Source organism: Ensifer sp. ENS09, assembly GCF_014852425.1.
In the GTDB taxonomy this organism is placed as follows: Bacteria; Pseudomonadota; Alphaproteobacteria; order Rhizobiales; family Rhizobiaceae; genus Ensifer.
On sequence record NZ_JACVBP010000006.1, the window covers coordinates 365,453 to 387,739 of the forward strand.

Sequence of the window (22,287 nt, forward strand, 5' to 3'; positions counted from 1 at the left end):
CTCGCGAAAAAGGGCGGGAAAGCCCCGCCCTTCCGCAGGTTTTGGCCTGTGGCTATACCTTTACCCACGCCCCATTTCGTTTGGATGACTGGACGCAGGCATCGACGAAGACCATGCCCTTCATGCCGTCGTCGATGGTCGGATAGGTGACGGCCGGATCGATCTTCTCGCCCTTGCGCTTGGCAAAGATGGCGCGCGCCGCCTCCGTGTAGATGTTGGCGAAGCCTTCGAGATAACCTTCCGGATGGCCCGACGGAATGCGGCTGACGCGGTTGGCTGCAGCCCCCGCACCGGCACCCGCGCGCGTGAGCAGGCGCTTCGGCTCGCCGAACGGCGTGTACCAGAGATAGTTCGGGTCCTTCTGCGTCCATTCGAGCCCGCCCTTGGTGCCGTAGACGCGCACCATCAGACCGTTCTCGTGGCCGGGCGCCACCTGGCTGCACCAGAGCAGGCCCTTGGCGCGCTCGCCGTCCTTCGCCTTGAAGCGCATCATCACATGGGCATTGTCATCGAGCTGGCGGCCGCCAACGAAACTGTCGAGATCGGCAGCGAGCTCTTCGAGTTCGAGACCCGAGACGAAGGCACCGAGATTATAGGCGTGCGTGCCGATATCACCGGTCGACCCGCCGGCGCCCGAACGCGCCGGATCCGTGCGCCAGGCCGCCTGCTTCTGGCCGGACTGTTCGATGTTTTCCGTCAGCCAGTCCTGCGGATACTCCATCTGCACCAACCGCACCGCACCGATCTCGCCATTGGCGACCATCTCGCGCGCCTGGCGAACCATCGGATAGCCGGTGTAATTGTGCGTCAGCACGAACAGCGCGTCGCTCTCGTCCGCCGCCTTTTTCAGCTTCTTGGCATCGCCAAGCGTCGAGGTCAGCGGCTTGTCGCAGATCACGTGAATGCCGCGCTTCAGGAATTCCTTGGCCGCGGCATAATGCACGTGGTTCGGCGTGACGATCGCCACCGCCTCGATGCCATCCTTCAGCTTCGCCTCACGGATCGCCATCTGCTTGAAGTCGGAATAGACGCGCGACGGATCGAGCCCAAGCTCGCGGCCCGAGCTTTCCGCCTTTTCCGGCGTCGACGACAGCGCGCCAGCCACCAGTTCGTAGTGGTCGTCGAGCCGGGCTGCGATACGGTGCACCGCGCCGATGAAGGCGCCGGAGCCGCCGCCCACCATGCCGAGCCGGATGCGACGCTCGCGCTTCTCGCTCGTTCCTTCGATTGCCATGGTCTTCTCCCCTGTTTCCGTTCCGTGTCGTTTGTTCGTTTCGCAGATACCCGCACCGTGAGGCTGCCCCTTATCCGCCTTCCGGCACCTTCTCCCCGCTCGCGGGGAGAAGGGATATGCCGCACTCTCTCGCCCGATCTCAACGCTTCTCACTGCCCGTGGTCCAACGTCACCCTCACCGCACAAAGGCATTTGACAAGTGAGGGCCTCGCCGCAATCCGCGTCCCCTCTCCCCGCCTGCGGGGAGTGGGTTAGGGTGAGGGGCAGACGGTCAAGATCCTACAAGGGGTAAACGCTTAGATCCCCAGCATGCGCCGGTTGGCCGCCTCGTCCGTACCGGCACCGGCAAAGTCGTCGAACGCCTTCTCGGTCACGCGGATGATGTGGTGCTTGACGAAATCAGCACCTTCGCGGGCACCATCCTCCGGATGCTTCAGCGCGCATTCCCACTCGACCACCGCCCAGCCGGCGAAATCGTTGGCGGCCATCTTCGAGAACACGGCACCGAAATCCACCTGGCCATCGCCGAGCGAACGGAAACGGCCGGCGCGGTTGACCCAGCCCTGGTAGCCGCCATAGACGCCCTGGCGCCCGGTCGGGTTGAACTCCGCATCCTTGACGTGAAACATCCGGATGCGGTCCTTGTAGATGTCGATATTGTCGAGATAATCGAGGCACTGCAGCACGTAGTGCGAGGGGTCATAGAGCATGCAGGCGCGGGCATGGTTGCCGGTGCGCTCCAAGAACATCTCGTAGGTGATGCCGTCGTGCAGGTCTTCCCCCGGATGGATCTCGTAGCAGACGTCGACGCCGCAATCCTCGGCGTGGTCGAGGATCGGCTTCCAGCGCTTGGCCAGTTCGTCGAAGGCCGTCTCGACGAGGCCGGCCGGCCGCTGCGGCCAAGGATAGACGAAGGGCCAGGCAAGCGCGCCGGAGAAACTGGCCATAGCGTTCAGCCCGAGGTTCTTCGAAGCCGTCAGCGCCAGCTTCACTTGCTCCACCGCCCAGGCCTGGCGTGCTTTCGGGTTGCCGCGCACCTCGGGTGCTGCAAAGCCCTCGAAGGCTTCGTCATAGGCCGGATGCACGGCGACGAGCTGGCCCTGCAGATGGGTCGAAAGCTCGGTTACCTCGACGCCGTTGTCGCGGGCCGTACCGGCAAACTCGTCGCAATAGGCTTTCGAGGTCGCTGCCTTTTTCAGATCGATCAGCCGCGCGTCCCAGCTCGGCACCTGCACGCCCTTGTAGCCGCAATCAGCCGCCCATTTGGTGATCGCATCCCAGGAATTGAACGGCGCCGCATCGCCTGCGAATTGCGCAAGAAAGAGCCCTGGCCCCTTGATGGTCTTCATGCTGATTTTCCTCCCGATGGAACGGCCGAAATTGGTGTTGGCCCTATCCTGACAGTCGGCAATGAAAGGCGATTGTACGCCTTCGTTTTCTCGCAGAACTGCCGGATCTGAAACGTTGCAGGCGCCGAAGCTAGCAGATTTTCAGCGAGGGGCAACAGCGCACGACCGGATTCCGAAAAGTTTTGTAATCGATTTCATTTCGAACGGCACTAGGCACGCCGCCGCCGGTGCTTAAGGCAGAAATCCGCGACATCAATCATCGCCGCCCGTGCGCGTCGACGAAGAAAAGGGCGCCATCATGGCGCCCTTTCGATACCCATTCTCTGCTCAGACGTAGCGGTTGACGACGTTTTCGAGCAGTTCCTGCTTGCCCGACTTCGGCTGCGGGTTGAGATCCGACTTCAGCACCCAGGCCTCGATCTCTTCCAGCGAGAAGCCGCCGTCGAGCATCTTCTTGGCTTCCGGCACCTGCCAGCCGGCATAGCGGCTTTCGAGCGGTGCGGAGAGCGCCTTGTCCTCGATCATCTTTGCCGCTGCCTTCAGGCCGCGGGCGCAGCAATCCATGCCGCCGATATGGCCGATCAAGAGGTCCTCGGGATCGATCGACTGACGGCGCAGCTTGGCGTCGAAGTTCGTACCGCCGGTCGCAAAGCCGCCGCCGGCTAGAACCTGGTAATAGGCGAGCGCCATTTCCGGCACGTTGTTGGGGAACTGGTCGGTATCCCAGCCGGACTGATAGTCGTTCCGGTTCATGTCGATAGAACCGAAGATGCCGAGCGCGTTGGCAAGCGCCAGTTCGTGCTCGAAGGAGTGGCCGGCAAGGATCGCATGGCCCTGCTCGATATTGACCTTCACCTCGTTTTCGAGACCGTAGTTCTTCAGAAAGCCGTAGACCGTCGCGACGTCGTAGTCGTACTGGTGCTTGGTCGGCTCCTGCGGCTTCGGCTCGATCAGGATCGCACCCTTGAAGCCGATCTTGTGCTTGTACTCGACGACGAGATTGACGAAGCGCCCAAGCTGGTCGAGTTCGCGCTTCATGTCGGTGTTGAGCAGCGTCTCGTAGCCTTCACGACCGCCCCAGAGCACGTAGTTCTGGCCGCCGAGGCGCTTGGTGGCGTCAAGGCAGGTTTTCACCGTCGCGGCTGCGAACGCGAAGACATCCGGATCCGGATTGGTAGCCGCACCCGACATGTAGCGCCGGTTGGAGAAGAGGTTCGCCGTGCCCCAGAGCAGGTTGACGCCGGACTCGGCCTGCTTCTTTTCGAAGTAGTCGACGATCTCGTTGAGGTTCTTCGTGTTCTCGACGAAGCTTTTGCCTTCCGGACGCACGTCGGCATCGTGGAAGCAATAGAACGGGACGCCGAGCAGGTCGAAGAATTCGAAGGCGACATCGGCCTTCAGCTTGGCCGCAGCCATGTCGTCCTTGAACCAGGGACGTTCGAAGGTCTGTCCGCCGAAGGGGTCGCCGCCCGGCCAGACGAAGGTGTGCCAGTAGGCAACCGCGAAGCGCAGGTGATCTTCCATGCGCTTGCCGAGCACGACCTCGTCCTTGTTGTAATGGCGAAAGGCGAGCGGGTTGGTGCTTTCAGGTCCTTCATATTTGATCTTGGCGATATCGCCGAAAAAGCCAGTGCTCACGGGTCTTGCTCCTCTTTCAAGAGTGGTGTCGGCCGGCATCGCCATTGCGATAGGCGCGGCCATTACGTGGAAGGTAATTGGTTTCATTCCCTCGACCGGCGATATCGGAAGCATCGAAACGCCAAACGGAAGGAACACTTCGATGCACGACTTCAACGCCATCGCTAGAGCCTACATGACCGCCTGGAACGCCACCGACGCTGCTGAGCGCGCGGCCCTGATCGAGAAGACGTTCGCCGCCGACGTCGCCTACCGTGATCCGATCATGCAGGGCGACAGTCATGCTGGCATCGATGCGCTCATTGCCGGTGTGCAGGCGCAATTTCCCGGCTTCCGCTTCACGCTGAAGGGTGACGCCGACGGTTATGCCGACACGATCCGCTTTTCCTGGGCGCTCGGTCCGGACGACATTCCCTCTGTCATCGAAGGCACCGATGTCTGCCAGATCGAAGAGGGCCGCCTGAAGACGGTCACCGGTTTCCTCGACAAGGTTCCGGCCCGCTGAACACGTGGCAGCGGATCGAGAGATAGGGAGCCGTATCACGACGCGGCGCCCTTGATCGCCGGATAGAGGCGGCGGTAGCGCTGATAGCTCTCCTCATAGGCCGAAACCAGCGACGCCTCCGGCGCGATGGTCTCGGCTGTGCGCGGCGCGTAGCAGGTGGCGACCGGATCGGCGCCGGTCGCGGCAATGAGGCCGAGGCGGGCCGCCCCGAAGGCAGCACCGAAATCGCCGTCGGCCGGCAGATCGACCGGCACGTTGAGCGCCGTCGCGATCGATTTCAGCCAGTAGCGCGAGCGCGAACCGCCACCGATCGCGGTCACCCGCGTGAGCGTCGTGCCGGCGGCGCGAAGGGCTTCGAGGCTGTCGCGAATGGCGAAGGACACGCCTTCCATCACCGCCTGGGTCAGCACCACCCGGCTGCTTTCATGACCGAGCCCGACGAAGGCGCCGCGGATCGCCGCGTCGTTGTGCGGCGTGCGCTCGCCCGAGAGATAGGGCAGGAAGGTGACGCCCGAGGGTGCCTTGATGGTGTCGCCGAGCTCGGCGCTCAGGTCGGCAGCACTGCGGCCGGCGATGCCGGAGTACCAGTTCAGCGCATCGGTCGCCGACAGGATCACGCCCATCTGGTGCCAAGTATTCGGCAGCGCATGGCAGAAGGCATGCACGGCGCTTTCCGGGTTGGGCAGATAGCTGGCATTGGCCGCAAAGAGCACGCCCGAGGTTCCGAGCGAGACGAAGGCATTGCCCTCGCCGACCGTGCCCATGCCGCAGGCCGAGGCCGCATTGTCGCCGGCGCCGCCGGCAACCACGACGTCACCGGAAATCCCCCAGCGGGCGGCGAGTTCCGAACGCAGCTTCCCGGCCGCATCGGTCCCCTCGACCAGGCTCGGCATTTGCTTTTCGTCCATGCCGGTAGCGGCAAGCAGGCTTCCCGACCATTGCCTCTTGCCGGTGTCGAGCCAGGCGGTGCCGGCGCTGTCGGACATTTCCGACATGTGCTCGCCGGTCAGCCACAGGCGCAGATAATCCTTCGGCAGCAGCACCCAGCGCACCTTGGCGAAGATATCTGGCTCGTTGGCCCGCACCCAGGCAAGCTTCGGTGCGGTGAAACCCGGGAAAACGATGTTGCCGGTGATGGCGCGGAACTGCGGGTCCGCATCGAGCGCTGCCGCCTCGCGGAAGCTGCGGGTGTCGTTCCAGAGGATGCAGGGCCGAAGCACGCGGTCGTCGGCGTCGAGCAGCGTCGCGCCGTGCATCTGGCCCGAGAGCCCGATGCCTCTGACGGCCGCAAGCTCCTCGGGATGCGCCGCCTTCAGCCCGGCAATCGCCTCTTCGGTGGCGCGCACCCAATCGGCCGGGTCCTGTTCCGACCAACCGGGATGCGGCCGCGAAACGTCGAGCGCGCCGGAGGCCGAACCGACGATGCGCTGGTCGCCGTCGATCAACATTGCCTTGACGCCCGAGGTGCCGAGATCCAGTCCGAGATACATGCTTGCCTCCATTGAGCAGTTCCTCGAAGGAACTGCGAAAATTCAAAGCACTACGCCGGATCGACCGGCAGATTGTCCTTCAGGAAAATCTCGATGCGGATGCGCTCCTGCGCGCCGATCACCGCAAGCCCGTCAGCACGGGCCTTCAGCACCCGGATGGCGCTGCGCACCTCATGGCCGGCGTCCTGATTGAGGAGCGCGTCGAGCGTGCCGGAAAGAAGTGCCGCACGGCTATGCGGCGTCAGTTCATGGGCAATGGCGCAAACGGCCTTCTCCCGACCCGCCTTTTCCAATGCCGCGATCAGGCCGCGGTTGCCGGCGCCGAGACTGTAGATGCCGGCAAGCTCCGGGTGATCGGCGAGCAGGCTGGAGACGAGGCGATCGACCTCGGCCGGATCGTCATGTCCTTCGACGACGGGTAGAAGCTGGCGCCCGGGCGCGCTCTCCGCCATGGCCGCGCCAAAACCTTCGAGACGGTCGCGATGGTCGCGCACCAGCATCGAGCCGGCAACGATCGCGACCGGGCCGCTTCGGCCACCGAGGAAACGCCCCATCAGGGTGCCGGCGGTCCGGCCGGCAGCAACGTTGTCGACACCGGCAAAGTGATCGCGCGAAGACCCCGGCAGGTCGGACACCAGCGTCACGACGGCGATGCCGTCCTCACGCAGCGCGTCCACCGCGCTGACGACTTCGGGCGCATCGATCGCGACGACCGCAACGCCGGCCGGGTCAAGCGCCCGCGCTTCATGAAGTGCTTCAGCCAATGCTGCCGGGTCGAACGCCGGCACGGACAAGACCGTGATCGCCGTGCGCTCGACGGCGGAGCGGACCTTTGCCGCCTGCACCTCGGCCGCAAGGCCGCGCATGAAGGTGTTGTCGCCCTCCGGCAGGATGAAGACCAGCGGATAGATCCGGCTCTTGGCGAGGTTGGCGGCCGCCACATCGCGCACATAGCCGAGCGTTTCGATGGCGCGCTCGACCTTGTCGCGGGTGACGCTGCGCACGCCCGGGCGGTTGTTCAAAACCCGGTCGACGGTCGCGAGGCTGACCCCGGCTCTGGCAGCGATATCGTGAACTGTCGGGCGCATGTTTTCCTCCGGGTTCTGCCTTTAGAGGAATTTCTGATGTACGTAAATCAAAAATCCGCAAGACGTAAAAAACGGAGCGCCGCGCCGCTGTCCGGAGAAGACGGATCCGACGCCTTAACGATTTGATTAAGCTAGTTTTTTGACCTACGAAAGGTGCTTGCTGAAGGCAGCGGTAAAGACGACCTCGCCATGGCTCTGTCCGGCCTCCGCCAGCGCCACGTCCATGAAACCATCGGTAACGCGCACGAGGGCAAAGCCGCCTATGTAAGCCGCCTTCGGTTTGATGAGATCGAGCCCGCCCTGGCGGTAGATCATCGCCGTTTCGTGCTGGTGGCCGTGGAACAGGCCGATGACGTTGCTGCCCTTGACGGTATCGAGCAGCGCCTGGCGCTGAGGCACGCTCCACCAATGCGCAGCGCCGTCGCCATCGTCGTCGAAGGTTTTCGCCTTGGCATCCCACACCTCGGTCGAAAACGCGTCCCAGCCATAGTGCTGGAAGAGGATCACCGGCCGGCCATCGCCGGCATAGTTCGCAAGATCCTGTTTCAACCAGGGCAGCGCATTGACGGCGCCCTTGGTTTCGTCGCCACCGAAGCGCTGCAATTGCACCAGATGCAGCCCGCCCCAGTCCCAGGAGTAGCAATCTGAAAGCGGATCGTAATTGGTGACCGGCACAGGCGGCTTGTAGAAAACCGACTGGCGGTGGTTGAGTTCGACATAGTCGCGCAGTTCGCGGCGATACCAGTCGACATGCGGCGGCGGCCCGTCCTGGTCGAGGTCGTGGTTGCCGAGGCCGACATAGACGGGCATATGGACGTGGTCCGGCCCTGCCCCTTCCTGGTAGCGGCTGGAGAACTGCTGCAGCTGCCGCCCCTCGCGCGGCTGACGCACCTGGCCGCCGCCGTCATCGGTGAGGTCACCGCCAAGCACCAGGCCGAGCGGCTTGCCGATCTCCCGCCCGGCGCTTGCAAGCCCGCTCGGCTTGCCGGCGACCGTTTCCGGCCAGCGCATGGCGTGCACGGCGTTTAGCGCTGCCACATGGCGCAGCAGGCTGGCGTCCGTCTTGCCTTCGGCCGCGCAGTTGGGAGCAAGCCCTTCGATCGAAACGAGGCAGGCATGGATGTCGTTGGAAAACAGGAACGTCGCGTCGATGGCCGGGACGGCAGCACGACTCCGGGAGGCCGCAAGCGCCGCCCCGAGACCGGCAAGGCCGGTCAGGAAAGACCGTCGTGAAAAAGACGCCAGAGCCGATCTGCGCATGCTTCCACCCCTCCGCTATCCGTGGAGAGGAGTGTGCCGCACGGCTTCGTTCGCGTAAACCGTGCGGGCTGCGTTATGCCGGTGTCAGTGACCGCCGCCGCTGGGGCCGACGCCCTCGGGCTTCTTGATCATCATCACGCCGAGGATCAGCGACAGGAACAGCACCGTCAAAAGCATGAAGATATCGCCGAAGGACAGGATGATCGCCTGCTTCTGCGCCATGCCGGCAAGCTGCTTGATGGCGATCGTCGTGCCGTCGAGACCATGGGCGTTGAAGTTGGCGGCCATGTTGTTGAACCGCTCCATCGCCTCCGGGTTGCCCCACTGGATATGCTCGGCAAGCCGCGCATAGTGGAAGTCCTGGCGCTGCGTCAGGATCGTGTTGATCACCGCAAGCCCGACTGCACCACCGAGATTACGGGTCAGGTTGAACAGGCCCGAGGCACCGCGCATGCGCGCCGGCGGCATGGTGCCGAGCGCGATGTTGTTGATCGGCACCATGCACAGCATCAGCCCGACGCCGCGCAAGATCTGCGGGATGAACAGCTCGTAGAAGTCCCAGTCGGCCGTCAAGTGGCCCATGATCCAGGTGCCGCTAGCAAAGCTGGTGAAGCCGATCGTCATCAGCACGCGCGGGTCGAGCTTGCCCGAGAGAATGCCCGCGACAGGCGCCGTGAAGAACATGGCAAGGCCCGAGACGAACATGGTCTCGCCGATCATCAGCGAATCGTAGCCGCGGATACGGCCGAGATAGAGCGGATAGAGATAGGTGAGGCCGTAGAGGCCGATGCCCATGACAAAGGAGAACATCGAGCCGAAGGCGAAGTTTCGGTTGGCAAAGGCTCTGAGGTCGACGACCGGGAATTCCACCTTGAAGGCGCGGTAGAAGAACACGATGGCGGCAATCGCCGAAGCGACCGCACCCATGACAATGTGCTCGTCGTTGAACCAGTCGTTGGTGTTGCCCTCTTCCAGCACGTATTCGAGCGCGCCGAGGAAGACCGCCATCGAGGCCAGGCCCCACCAGTCGAACTTCTTGAACAGGCTGAGCTCCGGCTTGTCGAAGTCGATGAAGGTCCAGGTGAGCGTCGCGACGATGATGCCGGGAATGACGTTGACGAGGAACAGCCAGTGCCAGGAGAAGGCGTGGCTGAGATAACCGCCGACCGTCGGGCCGATCGTCGGCGCGAGCGTCGCGATCAGGCCGATGATCGGCGAGACGATGTTGCGCTTCGACGGCGGGAAGATGGTGAAGGCGGCCGCAAAGACCGACGGGATCATGCCGCCGCCGATGAAGCCCTGGATCGCACGGTAGACGATCATCTGGTCGATGTTCGTCGCGGTCGCCGCCAGCGCGCTTGCCGCGGTGAAACCGGCCGCTGAAACCGAGAACAGCACACGCGTCGAGACGATGCGCGCAAGCGTGCCCGAGAGCGGGATCATGATGACTTCGGCAATGAGGTAGGAGGTCTGCACCCAGCCGATCTCGTCCGAACCGGCGGAAAGGCCGGCCTGGATTTCGGCAAGCGAGGCCGAGACGATCTGGATGTCGAGGATGGCCATGAACATGCCGACGACCATGGCGAAGAAGGCGATCAGCCTCTTCGGGTCCATATGTTCCTCGACCTTCGGTGCGGCGGCCGCCACCGAGCCTGCTGTTGCCGTTGCGGCCATCTCAGCCACTCCTTGCATGGGCGCGCTTGGGCGCCAGCGTTTTGGACATGCGCGTGTTTCGCCGCGCCGGCGTTCCGGATTTCACCCGCGCTCCGTGGCGCCGGGGTCTCGGCAAAAGGCGCGCCCAAGGGCGCGCCAGCATTGCGTCCGCTTACTTGGTTGCGGCAACCTTGGTCTGGTCCGGCGCCGTGCGCGTGTCGACATCGACGACGACGCTCAAGCCCGCGCGCAGGTGCCCTTCGGCCAACACATCGGCCGGCAGGGTGATGCGCACCGGCACGCGCTGGATCACCTTGGTAAAGTTGCCGGTGGCGTTTTCCGCCGGCAGCAGCGAGAAGACCGAACCGGAAGCCGGCGAGATCGAGGTGACCGTGCCTTCGATCGCATGGTCCTCATAGGCGTCGACATGCACCTTCACCTTGGAGCCCGGCACCAGATGTGCGATCTGGGTCTCCTTGAAGTTGGCGTCGATATAGAGCTGATCGACCGGAACGAGCGCGGCAAGCCGCTGGCCGGCCGACACGAGATCGCCCACCTGCACCGCGACGTTGCCGACGATGCCGTCATAGGGCGCCTTCAGCACGGTGAAGCCGAGGTCGCGGTTGGCCTTGTCGCGCGCAAGCTCCAGCGAACGGATCTCGCTTTCGGCTTCCGTGCGCTGCGCTTCGAGAACAGTAATGCTGGCATTGGCAGCGGCAATGTTGGCGTCCGCGCCGGCAAGGTTTGCCCGTGCCTGGTCGAGCGCCACATCGGCGTTGTCGAGCGAAGCGACGGTGCCAACGGCCTTGGACTGGAGGTCGCTCGCGCGCTTCTGCGCGAGTTCGGCGCCGCGCACCGTCGCTTCGAGAGCCTTCTTCTGCGCTTCGGTCTGGGCAAGGCTAGCCTTGGCGCCGGCAATCTGCGCATCGAAGCGGCTGAGCGCCAGCTTCTGGGTGGCGATCTTCGCCTCGGCCTGCTCGGCTGCGATGCGGTAGTCGCCGTCGTCGAGTGTGACCAGCGGGTCGCCAGCCTTCACCTTCTGGTTGGCGACAGCGTCGACCTTGGCGACATAGCCGGAAACCTTCGGCGAAATCGTCGCGATGTCGCCTTCGATATAGGCGTCGTCGGTGGAGATCATGAAGCGGCCATTGGTCCACCAGTCGTAGCCATACCAGCCGCCGGCAGCCAGAAGCGCCAGGCCGAGCACCGGAAGGATGGGCTTGCGCGCCTTCTTCTGCGGCGCGGCGGCTTCCTTTGCCGGAGCCGGCGCGACCGCCTGCTCCGCAGCGGGGGCCTTCGCCTCGAGCGCGGTTTCCTGCTGCACTTCGAAAGTCTCGTCGACGGGACGGACGCGGGCAGCGCTGGACGTGTTGGATGCGGACATTGGGCACCGGCCTGGTTAAGGATTGCTGAACGAACTGAACCGTTCGGTTCGATTGGAACTTGACATAAGCCCTTTCTGGTCGCATATCAAGAGGAAATCGAACCGCGCGGTTCGATGACTAAGATTTAATATGAGCAGGACGGAAACAAGCGACCATCATGAGTGGGGCAAAGAGCGGAACCCAGGACATCATGCAGCCGGCAGCCGGCATGGATGAGGATCTCTGTTCGGGCGGCGGCCGACACGCTGCCGGCGAGGATCCCGCCAAGCGTGAGCAGATCCTCGAAGGCGCGCGACGCGCGTTCCTGAGCCAGGGCTTCGACGCCGCCAGCATGAACGACATCACCCGCGAGGCCGGCGTCTCCAAGGGCACGCTCTACGTCTATTTCGAGAACAAGGAAGACCTTTTCAAGGCGCTGATCGTCAAGGGCAAGACCCGGGTGGTCCAGACCGCCAAGCACGCGCTCAACGATCACGACGACGTGGAAGAGTCGCTCTACGATTTCGGTGTGACGCTGACGACCAGCATGACGGCGGAAGAGACGATCCGCTCCATGCGCATGGTGATCGGCGTGATCGACCGCATGCCGCATCTGGCCGAGCGCTTCTTCAGCGAAGCACCGGAGAACGGCTACACTGTGCTCAAGGCCTATCTCGACCGCCAGGTCCCGACCGGCGTGCTCGACATCGACAACACAGAAATGGCCGCCCGCCAGTTTATCGAGATGGCCCAAGCCGGCCTCTTCAAGCACCGGCTTTTCGGCGGCATGTGTTCGGCACCGCCGAAAGAACAGATCGAGGCGACGGTCACCGCCGCTGTCCGCGTCTTCATGTCCGCCTACGGTCCGAAGAAGAAGAAATAGGCGGACTGACGCCGAACCTCATTCAGCCCTCCTGCGTTTCAATCGAGCAATTTCGATCAAGCGCGCCTTCAGCCGAGCGCCTATCAAAAGGGCGTTGCCAGGGGAGTGAAGATGAGTGCCATCGGACGGGCGGTCTGGTTCATCGAGAGCCATTTCGCAAAAGAGATATCGCTGGATGAAATCGCCGGGGCCGCGGGCCTTTCGCGCTTCCATCTTTCGCGCGTTTTCGGGCTGGTCACCGGCCGCTCGATCACCGCCTATATCCGCGGACGGCGTCTCAGCGATGCCGCCAGCGCGCTTGCCGATGGCTCCATCAGCATTCTCTCGGTGGCACTCGATGCGGGCTACAGCTCGCACGAGGCTTTCACCCGTGCCTTTCGCGACCAGTTCGGCGTGACACCCGAAACGGTTCGCAAGCAAAGGCACATTCGAAACATCGAACTGATGGAACCTTTAAGGATGGACGATAACCGCCTCTTGAAAATCGACCCGCCGCGCTTCGAAGACAGCCCGCCGTTGCTTTTGGCGGGCCTTTCGGAAACCTACGCCTACGGCCGCACCCAGGGCATCCCGTCGCTCTGGCAACGATTCAACCGCCATTTCGGGTCGATACCCGGGCAGAGGGGCGACATCGCCTATGGTGTGTGCAGTGACAGCGACGGCGAGGCCGGCACCTTCCGCTACATGGCGGCGGCCGAAATCAGCGACGCCGACGATTTGGCCGAGGGCTTTTCGACAGTGAGGTTGCCGAAACAGCGCTACGCTGTCTTTCTGCATCGTGGCCACATCTCCGCGATCGCCAAAACCGCCGACTACGTCTTCGGAACATGGCTGCCGGAATCCGGGCTGCAGCACGGAGAAACACCTGACCTTATCGAACGCTATGACGAGCGCTTTGACCCGCATTCGGGCATGGGCGTCGTCGAAATGTGGATTCCGGTCAAATCGTAAACGGTAAAGCGCCGCCACAATAAGGCGGCGGCGCTTGTCTCTTCCGCAATGTTTCTTAAATACTTTCGGCGATTCTCGCGCGACGACGCGCCATCCCCCACAACGCCGCGCGTCCATCGGACGCGCAAAGGCTGCTGTGGAACTTTTGAAGTGCTGAAAGAGAAAGATCGCCGATGCAGGATATCCTGTTGCTTGCCCAAGACCCCGCCGCCTGGGTCGCCCTCATCACCCTCGTCGTCATGGAGGTGGTTCTCGGCATCGACAACCTGATCTTCATCTCGATCCTCACCAACAAGCTGCCGCCCGAACACCGGGAAAAGGCCCGCCGCATCGGCATCGGCCTTGCGCTCGTCATGCGCCTGGCGCTGCTTGGCACCGTCGCCTGGATCGTCAAGCTGACGACGCCTGTGTTCGAGGCCTTCGGCCACGGCTTCTCCTGGAAGGACATGATCCTGATCGCCGGCGGCCTGTTCCTCGTCTGGAAGGCGACCAAGGAAATCCACCACAGCGTCGATCCGAGCGATCACGGCGAGGATTTCATTGCCTCCTCGGCGATCAACAGCTTCGGCGCCGCGATCGGCCAGATCCTTTTGCTCGACCTCGTCTTCTCCGTCGACAGCATCATCACCGCCGTCGGCATGACCCCGCACCTGCCGATCATGGTCATCGCCGTGGTTGCCGCGGTCACCGTCATGCTCGTTGCCGCCAATCCGCTTGCCAACTTCATCGAGAAGAACCCGACGATCGTCATGCTGGCGCTCGCCTTCCTCCTGATGATCGGTACGACGCTGATCGCCGAAGGCATGGGCCTGCATGTGCCGAAGGGCTACATCTACGCCGCCATGGCCTTCTCGGCACTGGTCGAAATCCTCAATATGGTGGCGCGCAATGCGCGCCTGAGGAAGGCCGGAAAGCTCGACTGACGAGCCGGCTGAAAAACAATCCCGTCATGAAAAAGGCCCGCATCTAGGATGCGGGCCTTCTGCTTACGGGAGTTCTGGAAGACGCGGAGCCCGAAACCGGCCGTCAACCGCGAGCCATCGGCGGCAAGACAAACGGGGTCGTTTCCCCTTGCCGTCGAGCCTGCCGGGGCCGGTCTCCACGCCTTCTGGTTGGACAACGCATCTCTTCAGGAAACGTTCCGATCCGGTTTCAACCCGTCAAACATCCGGACGATGGCCGACCTCGACCAAGATGTTGCCCGGGATCGTCGCGTAAAAGACGTAGGCACCGTGCCGGTCGGCAGGCGGGATCACCTGGACACCGGCTTCGCGCACCCGCTGGTAGACGTCGTCGACCTCGGCCCGCACCGGCAGCAGAAAGCCGATGTGGTAGGTCTGGGCCCCAAGGCTGACCTGATCGCCGCCGCCGAGCGCGGTGATCGGCGGGCTGACGACAAGCACCAGGCCGGAACCGTCCGTCAGGCGATAGAAGGCATCCTTGCCGCGTTTTTCGACCAGCGTCAGGCCGAAATGATCGATGAGGAAGGACGCCGTTTCGGCAACGACAGGGCTATGGAGGTCGATATGGTTCAGTCGCATGTTACAGTCTCCGTGTTCGAGAAACGCGGCGGACTGCGTCGATTGCATACACCCCGCCGCGGACCGATGCGATTGCATCGGAACCACGTCGTGGGTTCGAACGGGACGTTCGAGCAGAGCTTCGTTTATAAAACCGAAGGGACCGGGCTTACCTTATCCGGTCCTGCCTTTTTCGACGTCCCCTGCTTAGCGCAGAATGGCCAGGGACGGAAGACGGGGCGGCGATCAGTTCTTGCCGGCGCCGGGATCGATGTGCTGGAGTTCCTGCAGATAGGCGTCGAGACGGTCGAACTTCTGCTCCCAGAAGCGGCGGTAGCCGTCGAGCCAGCTGTTGACGTCCTTCAGCGGAGCGGCTTCAAGCTTGCACGGTCGCCACTGCGCTTCGCGGCCGCGGCTGATCAGCCCGGCGCGCTCGAGAACCTTGAGATGCTTGGAGACTGCCGGCAGGCTCATTTCGAAGGGCTCCGCCAGCTCGCCGACCGAGGCCTCGCCAAGTGCGAGGCGGGCGAGAATGGCCCTTCGCGTTGGATCGGCCAGGGCTGAGAGCGTCGTCGACAAGCGATCTTCCGGCATTTTCTAAAAAACCTTTCAGTTAAATAACCTTTTGGTTCATTAACGCCCGCAGGCGGCAGTGTCAACAAAAACCGGCGTGATCGGGTTTCCGTTGACATGATCGGCGTTCTATGGTCTCACGCGAGCCTATTGGAATAGCCTGCCGATACCGTTGTTGCGGCACCCTTGCGGGCCTTTCCTTCCCATAAAATGCGCGCCCCCGGCGGCCGGTTTCTTCTCCGGCAAGGGGCGAAAAGCACGTCAGACGGGCAAAGACCATGGCAAATTCAGCAGTCCGGGTACGCATCGCACCCTCCCCCACCGGCGAGCCGCATGTCGGCACCGCCTATATCGCTCTGTTCAACTACCTCTTCGCAAAGAAGCACGGCGGCGAATTCATCCTGCGCATCGAAGACACCGATGCCACCCGCTCGACGCCGGAGTTCGAACAGAAGGTGCTGGACGCGCTGAAATGGTGCGGGCTCGAATGGTCGGAAGGTCCTGATGTCGGTGGCCCCTACGGTCCCTACCGCCAGAGCGACCGCAAGGACATGTATCGCCCCTACGTCGAAAAGATCGTCGAGAACGGTCACGGCTTCCGTTGCTTCTGCACGCCCGAGCGGCTTGAGCAGATGCGCGAGAGCCAGCGCGCCGCCGGCAAGCCATCGAAGTATGACGGCCTGTGTCTCCACCTGTCCGCCGAAGAAGTGACGTCGCGCGTCGCGGCCGGCGAGCCGCATGTCGTGCGCATGAAGATCCCGACAGAGGGCTCGTGCAAGTTTACTGACGGCGTCTATGGCGACGTGGAAATTCCGTGGGATGCCGTCGACATGCAGGTCCTCCTGAAGGCCGACGGCATGCCGACCTACCACATGGCCAACGTGGTCGACGACCACCTCATGAAGATCACCCACGTCGCCCGTGGCGAGGAGTGGCTGGCCTCCGTGCCGAAGCACATCCTGATCTACCGCTATCTCGGCCTCGAACCGCCGGTCTTCATGCACCTGTCGCTGATGCGCAATGCCGACAAGTCGAAGCTGTCGAAGCGCAAGAACCCGACGTCGATCTCCTACTACTCCGCTCTTGGCTACCTGCCGGAAGCGCTGATGAACTTCCTCGGCCTGTTCTTCATCCAGATCGCCGAAGGCGAGGAGCTGCTGACGATCGAGGAACTGGCTGCAAAGTTCGACTCGGAGAACCTCTCCAAGGCCGGCGCGATCTTCGACATACAGAAGCTCGACTGGCTGAACGCCCGCTGGATCCGCGAGAAGCTTTCGGAAGAAGAATTCGCCGCCCGCGTCCTTGCCTGGGCCATGGAAAACGACCGCCTGAAACAGGGCCTGAAGCTCAGCCAGTCGCGCATTTCCAAGCTCGGCGAACTGCCCGATCTCGCAGGCTTCCTTCTGAAGTCGGACCTTGGCCTCAAGCCCGAAGCCTTCGCCGGCGTCAAGTCGACGCCCGAAGAGCTGCTCGAGATCCTCAACACCGTTCAGCCGGACCTTGAAAAGATCCTCGAATGGAACAAGGAATCGATCGAGGCCGAACTGCGTGCGGTCGCCGAGCGGATGGGCAAGAAGCTGAAGGTGATCCTGGCGCCGCTCTTCGTGTCCGTGTCCGGCTCGCAGCGCTCGCTGCCGCTGTTCGACAGCATGGAAATCCTCGGCCGCGCCGTGGTCCGCCAACGCCTCAAGGTCGCGTCCCAGGTGGTCGCCTCCATGGTCGGCAGCGGAAAGTAAGGAGAGCACGATGAACGACAAGACCGAGACCACTGGCCTCTCCTCCGACGCCACGGAAGTTCGCGCACAGAAGCTGAAGCTTTTGCGTGAGCAGATCGGCGACGTCTATCCGGCGCATTTCCACCGGACGATGAGCAATGCCGAGCTGACCGCCAAGTACGAGAGCCTGGAGCCGGATACCGAGACGCAGGATGTCGTGACCGTCGCCGGCCGCGTCTACTCCTCGCGCAACTCCGGCATGTTCATGGACATCCATGACGCGTCGGGCAAGATCCAGATCTTCAGCCACAAGGACGTGACAAGCGAGGAAGCCCGCGGACTGCTGCCGATGATCGACATCGGCGACATCATCGGCGTGACCGGCGTCGTGCGCCGCACCAAGCGTGGCGAGCTGACGATCAACGCGCAGGCGATCACGATGCTGACGAAGTCGCTGCTGCCGATGCCCGAGAAGTGGCACGGCCTCTCCGACATCGAGATCCGCTACCGCAAGCGTCACCTCGACATCATGACCAACGAGGAATCGAAGCTGCGCTTCCAGCAGCGCAGCAAGATCGTCTCGGGCATCCGTCGCTTCATGGAAAACGACGGCTTCATGGAAGTCGAGACGCCGATGCTGCATTCGGTCTATGGCGGCGCCACCGCCGAACCGTTCAAGACGCATCACAACACGCTGAAGCTCGACATGTTCCTGCGCATCGCGCCGGAACTGTACCTGAAGCGCACGCTGGTCTCGGGCCTCACCGACAAGGTCTTCGAGATCAACCGCAACTTCCGCAACGAAGGCGTCTCCACCCGGCACAATCCGGAATTCACCATGATGGAGTGCTACTGGGCCTATGCCGACTACGAGGACATCATGGACCTCGTCGAGCGGCTGTTCGGTGAGCTGGCCATGGCGATCCACGGTTCGACCGAGTTTGCCTATGGCGACAAGGAAATCTCCTTCAAGGGTCCGTTCCGTCGCGTGCCGATGCCTGACGCCGTCAAGGAAGCGACCGGTATCGACTTCCTGGCGATGAAGACCGACGAGGAAGCCCGCGCTGCCGCCAAGGCTGCCGGCTTCGAGGTCGAGAAGGACTGGACCTGGGGCGAGTGCCTCGCCTTCATCTTCGAAGAGAAGGTCGAAGGCACGCTGATCCAGCCCGCCCACGTCACGCATTTCCCGAAGGACATCTCGCCCTTTGCCAAGGAAGTGCCGGGCGAGCCGCGCCTCGTCGAGCGTTTCGAGACCTATTGCAACGCCTGGGAACTGGGCAATGCCTTCTCCGAACTGAACGATCCGGAAGAGCAGCGCGCCCGCATGGTCGAGCAGTTGGAGCAAGCGCATGCGCGCGGCGAAAAGGCCAAGCAGCTCGACGACGAGTTCCTCGACGCGATCGACCAGGGCATGCCGCCGGCCGGTGGCCTCGGCATCGGCGTCGACCGCCTGATCATGCTTTTGACCAATGCACCGTCGATCCGCGACGTCATCCTCTTCCCGGCCCGCCGGCAGAAGGCTGACTGATCAAGGTCGCATCGCCACGAACACGAAGGCCCGCCGCTCACGCGCCGGGCCTTTTTCAGTTTCAAAGGGATCGGATAGCCGGACGTGACCCGGGTCTAGTGGCCCGCGGGCGCCTCGGCGGTCTCGGCCGGCTTGGCCTCGTGTTCGCCGGCGCCGCCCTCGGCGGTCGCGCCATCGGCCGGTGCGGCCGACGGATCGATGCATGGCGAATGGTCGTCCATGGCCGCCATCATCGTCCGGATGTCATCCATCGAAAGGTCGACGGTCTTGCCATGGAAGACGCCGACAGAATTGGCCGTGCCGTCATTGTAGAACGCCCGAAACGTCTCGCTCATGCCCGGAACGCTCTGTGGACCGGGGGCGAAGAGCACCTCCGCACCGATCGCGGCACCGCGGACATCGGCCCGGTTTTCAGGGCCGGCGGAATCGAGCACGACGACCTGATAGAGATCTGCCCGCTCAGCTTTCGCCAGGGCACCGACGACGCGCAACGCCGTTCGCATGCGCGCCTGGCCGTCGGCGCGGTCGGTCTTGACGTGCATCCGGATCCAGCGTTGGCCGTTGTGGCCGAGCTTCAGCGTGCGAATGGTCGTGCATTCGAGGCCCGATACCTTCGGTTTGGAAAGTTCCGCCATCAGCGCGTCGCGGCTGACATAGACGGCAGCGCCGCCCGAAGCGGCGGAAACACCGAAGGCCGCCGTGAGAATGACGAGCAGTCTCTTCGATGGCCTGATCTTGCCGAGGATAGCCTTCACGAGGGTGGACTCCGCCGTCATATCCAGAAATTGCAAAAAGCCCGGAACGGGCAGCACAACATTAGGCGCGCGACCTTTCGGAAAGTTTAAATTGCGGTAGCGATCTGCCGGCAACCCGCAGGAGACCGGCGGCAGGAGATCAACAAAAAGGGAGGCGGGCGATTGCGCGCCCGCCTCCCTCTCAAAGCTCTACGTCGATCAGTCCACAGCGATATCGATGCGGTCACGGCACTCGCGGTAAGGCGAAAAATGCACCTTGCCCGAGGCGTCGACCCATCGGCGGTTTTCGACGCAATAGGCGCCCGACTTCGTCAGGATGACCTTGGGGCGCCGCCGGTTGTAGCTGTCGTTGGAATGGGTGAAGGAACCGATGCCGGCATACCAGTCGCTGCTGTCGGAAGAACCGTGTCCGTCGCCACCGCCGCCGCGGCCCTTGCCACCGGCGCTTTGGGCAAAGGAGGGAGCGGCAAACGACGTTGCCGCGGTGACGACGATCATGGAAACAAGGACCAGCCTATGCATGACATTACCTCCCGGTTGACTGGATGAGCCGTTCCCATCCACACGCAAAGCTTGCCATGCTCGCCACGTTGGTGATGTTCCCTTGGAAACCATGGACAGAGCCACGGCCGCTCCTCGCGTCAACCCGGAGGGCGATTGACATTCGCGGCCATCTTGCCTCCATTGCGAGCCGTCAAACACAAGAACAAGAAAAGAAGAACGAGAATGCATAAAGTCATCTTTGATACGGATCCGGGCATCGACGATGCAATGGCGCTGCTCTTCCTGCACCGTCACCCGGCCATCGACCTGATCGGCATCACCACCGTATTCGGCAATGCCTCGGTCGAAACCACGACCCGCAACGCGCTGTTCCTGAAGCAGCGTTGGGGCATCGGTGCGCCCGTCGCCAAGGGTCTCGACAAGACCTTCAATCCCGACCGCCCGCATGTCGGCTGGCCGACCTTCATCCACGGTGATGACGGCCTCGGCAACATCGACGTGCCCGAGACGATCGACCTGCCGGTCGACCCGCGCCCGGCGCACCGCTTCATCATCGACACCGTTCGCGCCCATCCCGGCGAAGTGACGCTGATCGCCGTTGGCCGCATGACCAACCTGGCGCTAGCGCTGCGCGAGGATCCCGAGTTCGCAGCGCTCGTGCGCGAAGTCGTCATCATGGGCGGCGCCTTCGATGTCAACGGCAACATCACGCCGGCTGCCGAAGCCAACATCCACGGCGACCCGGAAGCCGCCGACGTTGTCATGACTGCGCCCTGGCCGGTCACCGTCGTCGGTCTCGACGTCACCACCCAAACCGTGATGACAAAGGCGATGATCGCCGATGTCGCCGAACGCGGCGGCGACGCCGGCAAGCTGCTCGCTGACATCTCCAAGTTCTACGTCACCTTCTACGAGCAGCACGTGCCCGATGGCATGGTCGTGCACGACAGCTGCGCCTGCGCCTATGTCGTGGCGCCCGACCTGTTCACCGTCAGAAGCGGCGCGATCCGCGTCGTCTGCGGCGGCATTGCCGATGGCCAGACGATCCAGAGCCCCGACACCAGGCTGTTCCCGCCGAGCCCCTGGGACGGTCTGCCGAGCCAGAAGGCCTGCATCGACATCGATGCCGCCCGCACGCTGAAGCTGATCATCGACACGCTGGTTCTACCGGGTTGAACCGGATCGAGGCGCAGCAAATGTTGCGCCTCGAAAAACTTGAACAAGACGGCTGGCGAATGTGCATTCGCCGGCTATCTTTCAGTCCATGAAACCGGACGCCCTGCTCTATCCCGCCCCCAAAGGCCTCTATTGCCCGATCGGTGACTTCTACATCGACCCGGTTCAACCGGTCGAAAGGGCGCTGATCACCCACGGACATTCCGACCATGCCCGCGCCGGCCATGGCCAGGTGCTCGCCACCCGCGAGACCCTGGACATCATGCGCATCCGCTATGGCGACGACTTCTGCGGCACGAGCCAGCCGATCGCCCTTGGCGAAACGCTCACCGTCAATGGCGTCGAGGTGGGCTTTTATCCTGCCGGCCACGTGCTCGGCTCGGCGCAGATCTCCGTTCGCACAGACGGCACGCGCATCGTCGTATCTGGCGATTACAAGCGACGGCGGGACCCGACCTGCGCCGGCTTCGAGCCGGTCGCCTGCGATGTCTTCATCACCGAAGCGACCTTCGGCCTGCCGGTCTTCCACCACCCGGACGACCGCGCGGAAACGCGCAAGTTGCTGACGTCGCTCGCGCAATTCCCCGAGCGCACCCATGTGGTCGGCGCCTATGCGCTGGGCAAGGCGCAGCGGGTGATCGCGCTGCTGCGCGAAGGGGGGTATCACCAGCCGATCTTCATCCATGGCGCCCTGCAACGGCTGTGCGACTACTATCAGAGCCAGGGCGTCGACCTTGGCGACCTGCGCCCGGCAACGCTTGCAGCCGACGACAAGCAGGATTTCAGGGGCACGATCGTGATCGGCCCGCCCGCCGCCTTCGCCGATCGCTGGTCGCGGCGCTTCTCCGACCCGATTGCCAGCTTCGCTTCCGGCTGGATGCTGATCCGGCAAAGGGCAAAACAGCGCGGCGTCGAGCTGCCCTTGATCATCTCCGACCATTGCGATTGGGCCGAACTGACGGCGACGATTACCGAAATTGGGCCGGCCGAAGTCTGGGTCACGCACGGTCGGGAGGAGGCACTGGTGCGCTGGTGCGAGCTCAAGGGCATCGCCGCCCGTCCGCTGCATCTCGTCGGCTACGACGACGAGGGAGAGTGACG

The 22,287-nt window shown here is 63.2% G+C and carries 20 protein-coding genes; 8 read left to right on the plus strand and 12 right to left on the minus strand.

Translation table 11 applies throughout. The features are described 5' to 3' along the window. Nucleotides 1-52 precede the first annotated feature (52 nt). The 3 genes from IB267_RS28475 to xylA all read right to left on the minus strand — a co-directional run bounded on the left by IB267_RS28475 (nt 53) and on the right by xylA (nt 4,221). Nucleotides 53-1,234: a Gfo/Idh/MocA family protein gene (locus IB267_RS28475; RefSeq protein ID WP_043618457.1), complete on the minus strand. Its 1,182-nt coding sequence runs from the start codon at nt 1,232-1,234 to the stop codon at nt 53-55. A gap of 296 nt (nt 1,235-1,530) precedes the next feature. Continuing rightward, nucleotides 1,531-2,583 (minus strand): sugar phosphate isomerase/epimerase, encoded by a 1,053-nt coding sequence (locus tag IB267_RS28480; protein WP_192450814.1) that lies wholly within the window; start codon nt 2,581-2,583, stop codon nt 1,531-1,533. A gap of 327 nt (nt 2,584-2,910) precedes the next feature. After that, nucleotides 2,911-4,221, minus strand: a complete 1,311-nt coding sequence (gene xylA, locus IB267_RS28485; protein ID WP_192450815.1) for a xylose isomerase — start codon at nt 4,219-4,221, stop codon at nt 2,911-2,913. Between the two features lie 142 nt (nt 4,222-4,363). On the opposite strand from xylA, the gene IB267_RS28490 reads away from it, so the two are divergent. Further along, nucleotides 4,364-4,726, plus strand: a complete 363-nt coding sequence (locus IB267_RS28490) for a nuclear transport factor 2 family protein (protein ID WP_192450816.1) — start codon at nt 4,364-4,366, stop codon at nt 4,724-4,726. Between the two features lie 35 nt (nt 4,727-4,761). Here IB267_RS28490 and xylB read toward each other — a convergent pair whose 3' ends face one another. The 5 genes from xylB to IB267_RS28515 form a co-directional block, all read right to left on the minus strand. Then, nucleotides 4,762-6,216, minus strand: a complete 1,455-nt coding sequence (gene xylB, locus IB267_RS28495; RefSeq protein WP_192450817.1) for a xylulokinase — start codon at nt 6,214-6,216, stop codon at nt 4,762-4,764. A 50-nt stretch (nt 6,217-6,266) separates the two neighbouring features. Beyond that, a complete protein-coding gene (locus tag IB267_RS28500) occupies nt 6,267-7,304 on the minus strand; it encodes a LacI family DNA-binding transcriptional regulator (RefSeq protein ID WP_192450818.1) in 1,038 nt (345 codons plus the stop codon). Nucleotides 7,305-7,448: 144 nt separating this feature from the next. Further along, nucleotides 7,449-8,564, minus strand: coding sequence for a metallophosphoesterase (locus IB267_RS28505; protein ID WP_192450819.1), 1,116 nt, complete (start codon nt 8,562-8,564; stop codon nt 7,449-7,451). Nucleotides 8,565-8,648: 84 nt separating this feature from the next. Then, nucleotides 8,649-10,238, minus strand: coding sequence for a DHA2 family efflux MFS transporter permease subunit (locus IB267_RS28510; protein ID WP_156134123.1), 1,590 nt, complete (start codon nt 10,236-10,238; stop codon nt 8,649-8,651). Between the two features lie 151 nt (nt 10,239-10,389). Next, nucleotides 10,390-11,601, minus strand: a complete 1,212-nt coding sequence (locus IB267_RS28515) for an HlyD family secretion protein (RefSeq protein ID WP_192450820.1) — start codon at nt 11,599-11,601, stop codon at nt 10,390-10,392. Between the two features lie 158 nt (nt 11,602-11,759). On the opposite strand from IB267_RS28515, the gene IB267_RS28520 reads away from it, so the two are divergent. From IB267_RS28520 to IB267_RS28530, 3 genes are all read left to right on the plus strand, one after another. Further along, on the plus strand, nt 11,760-12,464 hold the full coding sequence (locus IB267_RS28520) for a TetR/AcrR family transcriptional regulator (RefSeq protein ID WP_192450821.1): 705 nt from the start codon (nt 11,760-11,762) through the stop codon (nt 12,462-12,464). A gap of 111 nt (nt 12,465-12,575) precedes the next feature. Next, a complete protein-coding gene (locus IB267_RS28525) occupies nt 12,576-13,415 on the plus strand; it encodes an AraC family transcriptional regulator (RefSeq protein ID WP_192450822.1) in 840 nt (279 codons plus the stop codon). Between the two features lie 173 nt (nt 13,416-13,588). Continuing rightward, a complete protein-coding gene (locus tag IB267_RS28530) occupies nt 13,589-14,338 on the plus strand; it encodes a TerC family protein (protein ID WP_192450823.1) in 750 nt (249 codons plus the stop codon). A gap of 237 nt (nt 14,339-14,575) precedes the next feature. On the opposite strand, the gene IB267_RS28535 is transcribed toward IB267_RS28530, so the two are convergent. Then, entirely contained in the window at nt 14,576-14,956 is a 381-nt protein-coding gene (locus IB267_RS28535) for a VOC family protein (RefSeq protein WP_043618485.1), read from the minus strand. Nucleotides 14,957-15,181: 225 nt separating this feature from the next. Continuing rightward, nucleotides 15,182-15,529, minus strand: coding sequence for a helix-turn-helix transcriptional regulator (locus IB267_RS28540; protein WP_043618487.1), 348 nt, complete (start codon nt 15,527-15,529; stop codon nt 15,182-15,184). Nucleotides 15,530-15,786: 257 nt separating this feature from the next. Between IB267_RS28540 and gltX the strand changes: the two genes are divergently transcribed. After that, the gene (gene gltX, locus IB267_RS28545) at nt 15,787-17,244 is read left to right on the plus strand and encodes a glutamate--tRNA ligase (RefSeq protein WP_192450824.1); all 1,458 of its coding nucleotides are present in this window, start codon (nt 15,787-15,789) and stop codon (nt 17,242-17,244) included. A gap of 10 nt (nt 17,245-17,254) precedes the next feature. Then, on the plus strand, nt 17,255-18,751 hold the full coding sequence (gene lysS / locus IB267_RS28550; protein WP_113187302.1) for a lysine--tRNA ligase: 1,497 nt from the start codon (nt 17,255-17,257) through the stop codon (nt 18,749-18,751). 95 nt (nt 18,752-18,846) lie between these two features. Here lysS and IB267_RS28555 read toward each other — a convergent pair whose 3' ends face one another. Together IB267_RS28555 and IB267_RS28560 are read right to left on the minus strand one after the other, a co-directional pair. After that, the gene (locus IB267_RS28555; RefSeq protein ID WP_371742655.1) at nt 18,847-19,506 is read right to left on the minus strand and encodes a hypothetical protein; all 660 of its coding nucleotides are present in this window, start codon (nt 19,504-19,506) and stop codon (nt 18,847-18,849) included. A gap of 198 nt (nt 19,507-19,704) precedes the next feature. After that, nucleotides 19,705-20,028 carry a hypothetical protein gene (locus tag IB267_RS28560; protein ID WP_192450825.1) on the minus strand — a complete coding sequence of 108 codons (324 nt, stop codon included), beginning with the start codon at nt 20,026-20,028 and terminating at the stop codon, nt 19,705-19,707. A gap of 204 nt (nt 20,029-20,232) precedes the next feature. On the opposite strand from IB267_RS28560, the gene IB267_RS28565 reads away from it, so the two are divergent. After that, nucleotides 20,233-21,186 carry a nucleoside hydrolase gene (locus tag IB267_RS28565; protein WP_192450826.1) on the plus strand — a complete coding sequence of 318 codons (954 nt, stop codon included), beginning with the start codon at nt 20,233-20,235 and terminating at the stop codon, nt 21,184-21,186. A gap of 88 nt (nt 21,187-21,274) precedes the next feature. Continuing rightward, on the plus strand, nt 21,275-22,285 hold the full coding sequence (locus tag IB267_RS28570) for a ligase-associated DNA damage response exonuclease (protein ID WP_192450827.1): 1,011 nt from the start codon (nt 21,275-21,277) through the stop codon (nt 22,283-22,285). The last annotated feature ends 2 nt before the right edge of the window (nt 22,286-22,287 follow it).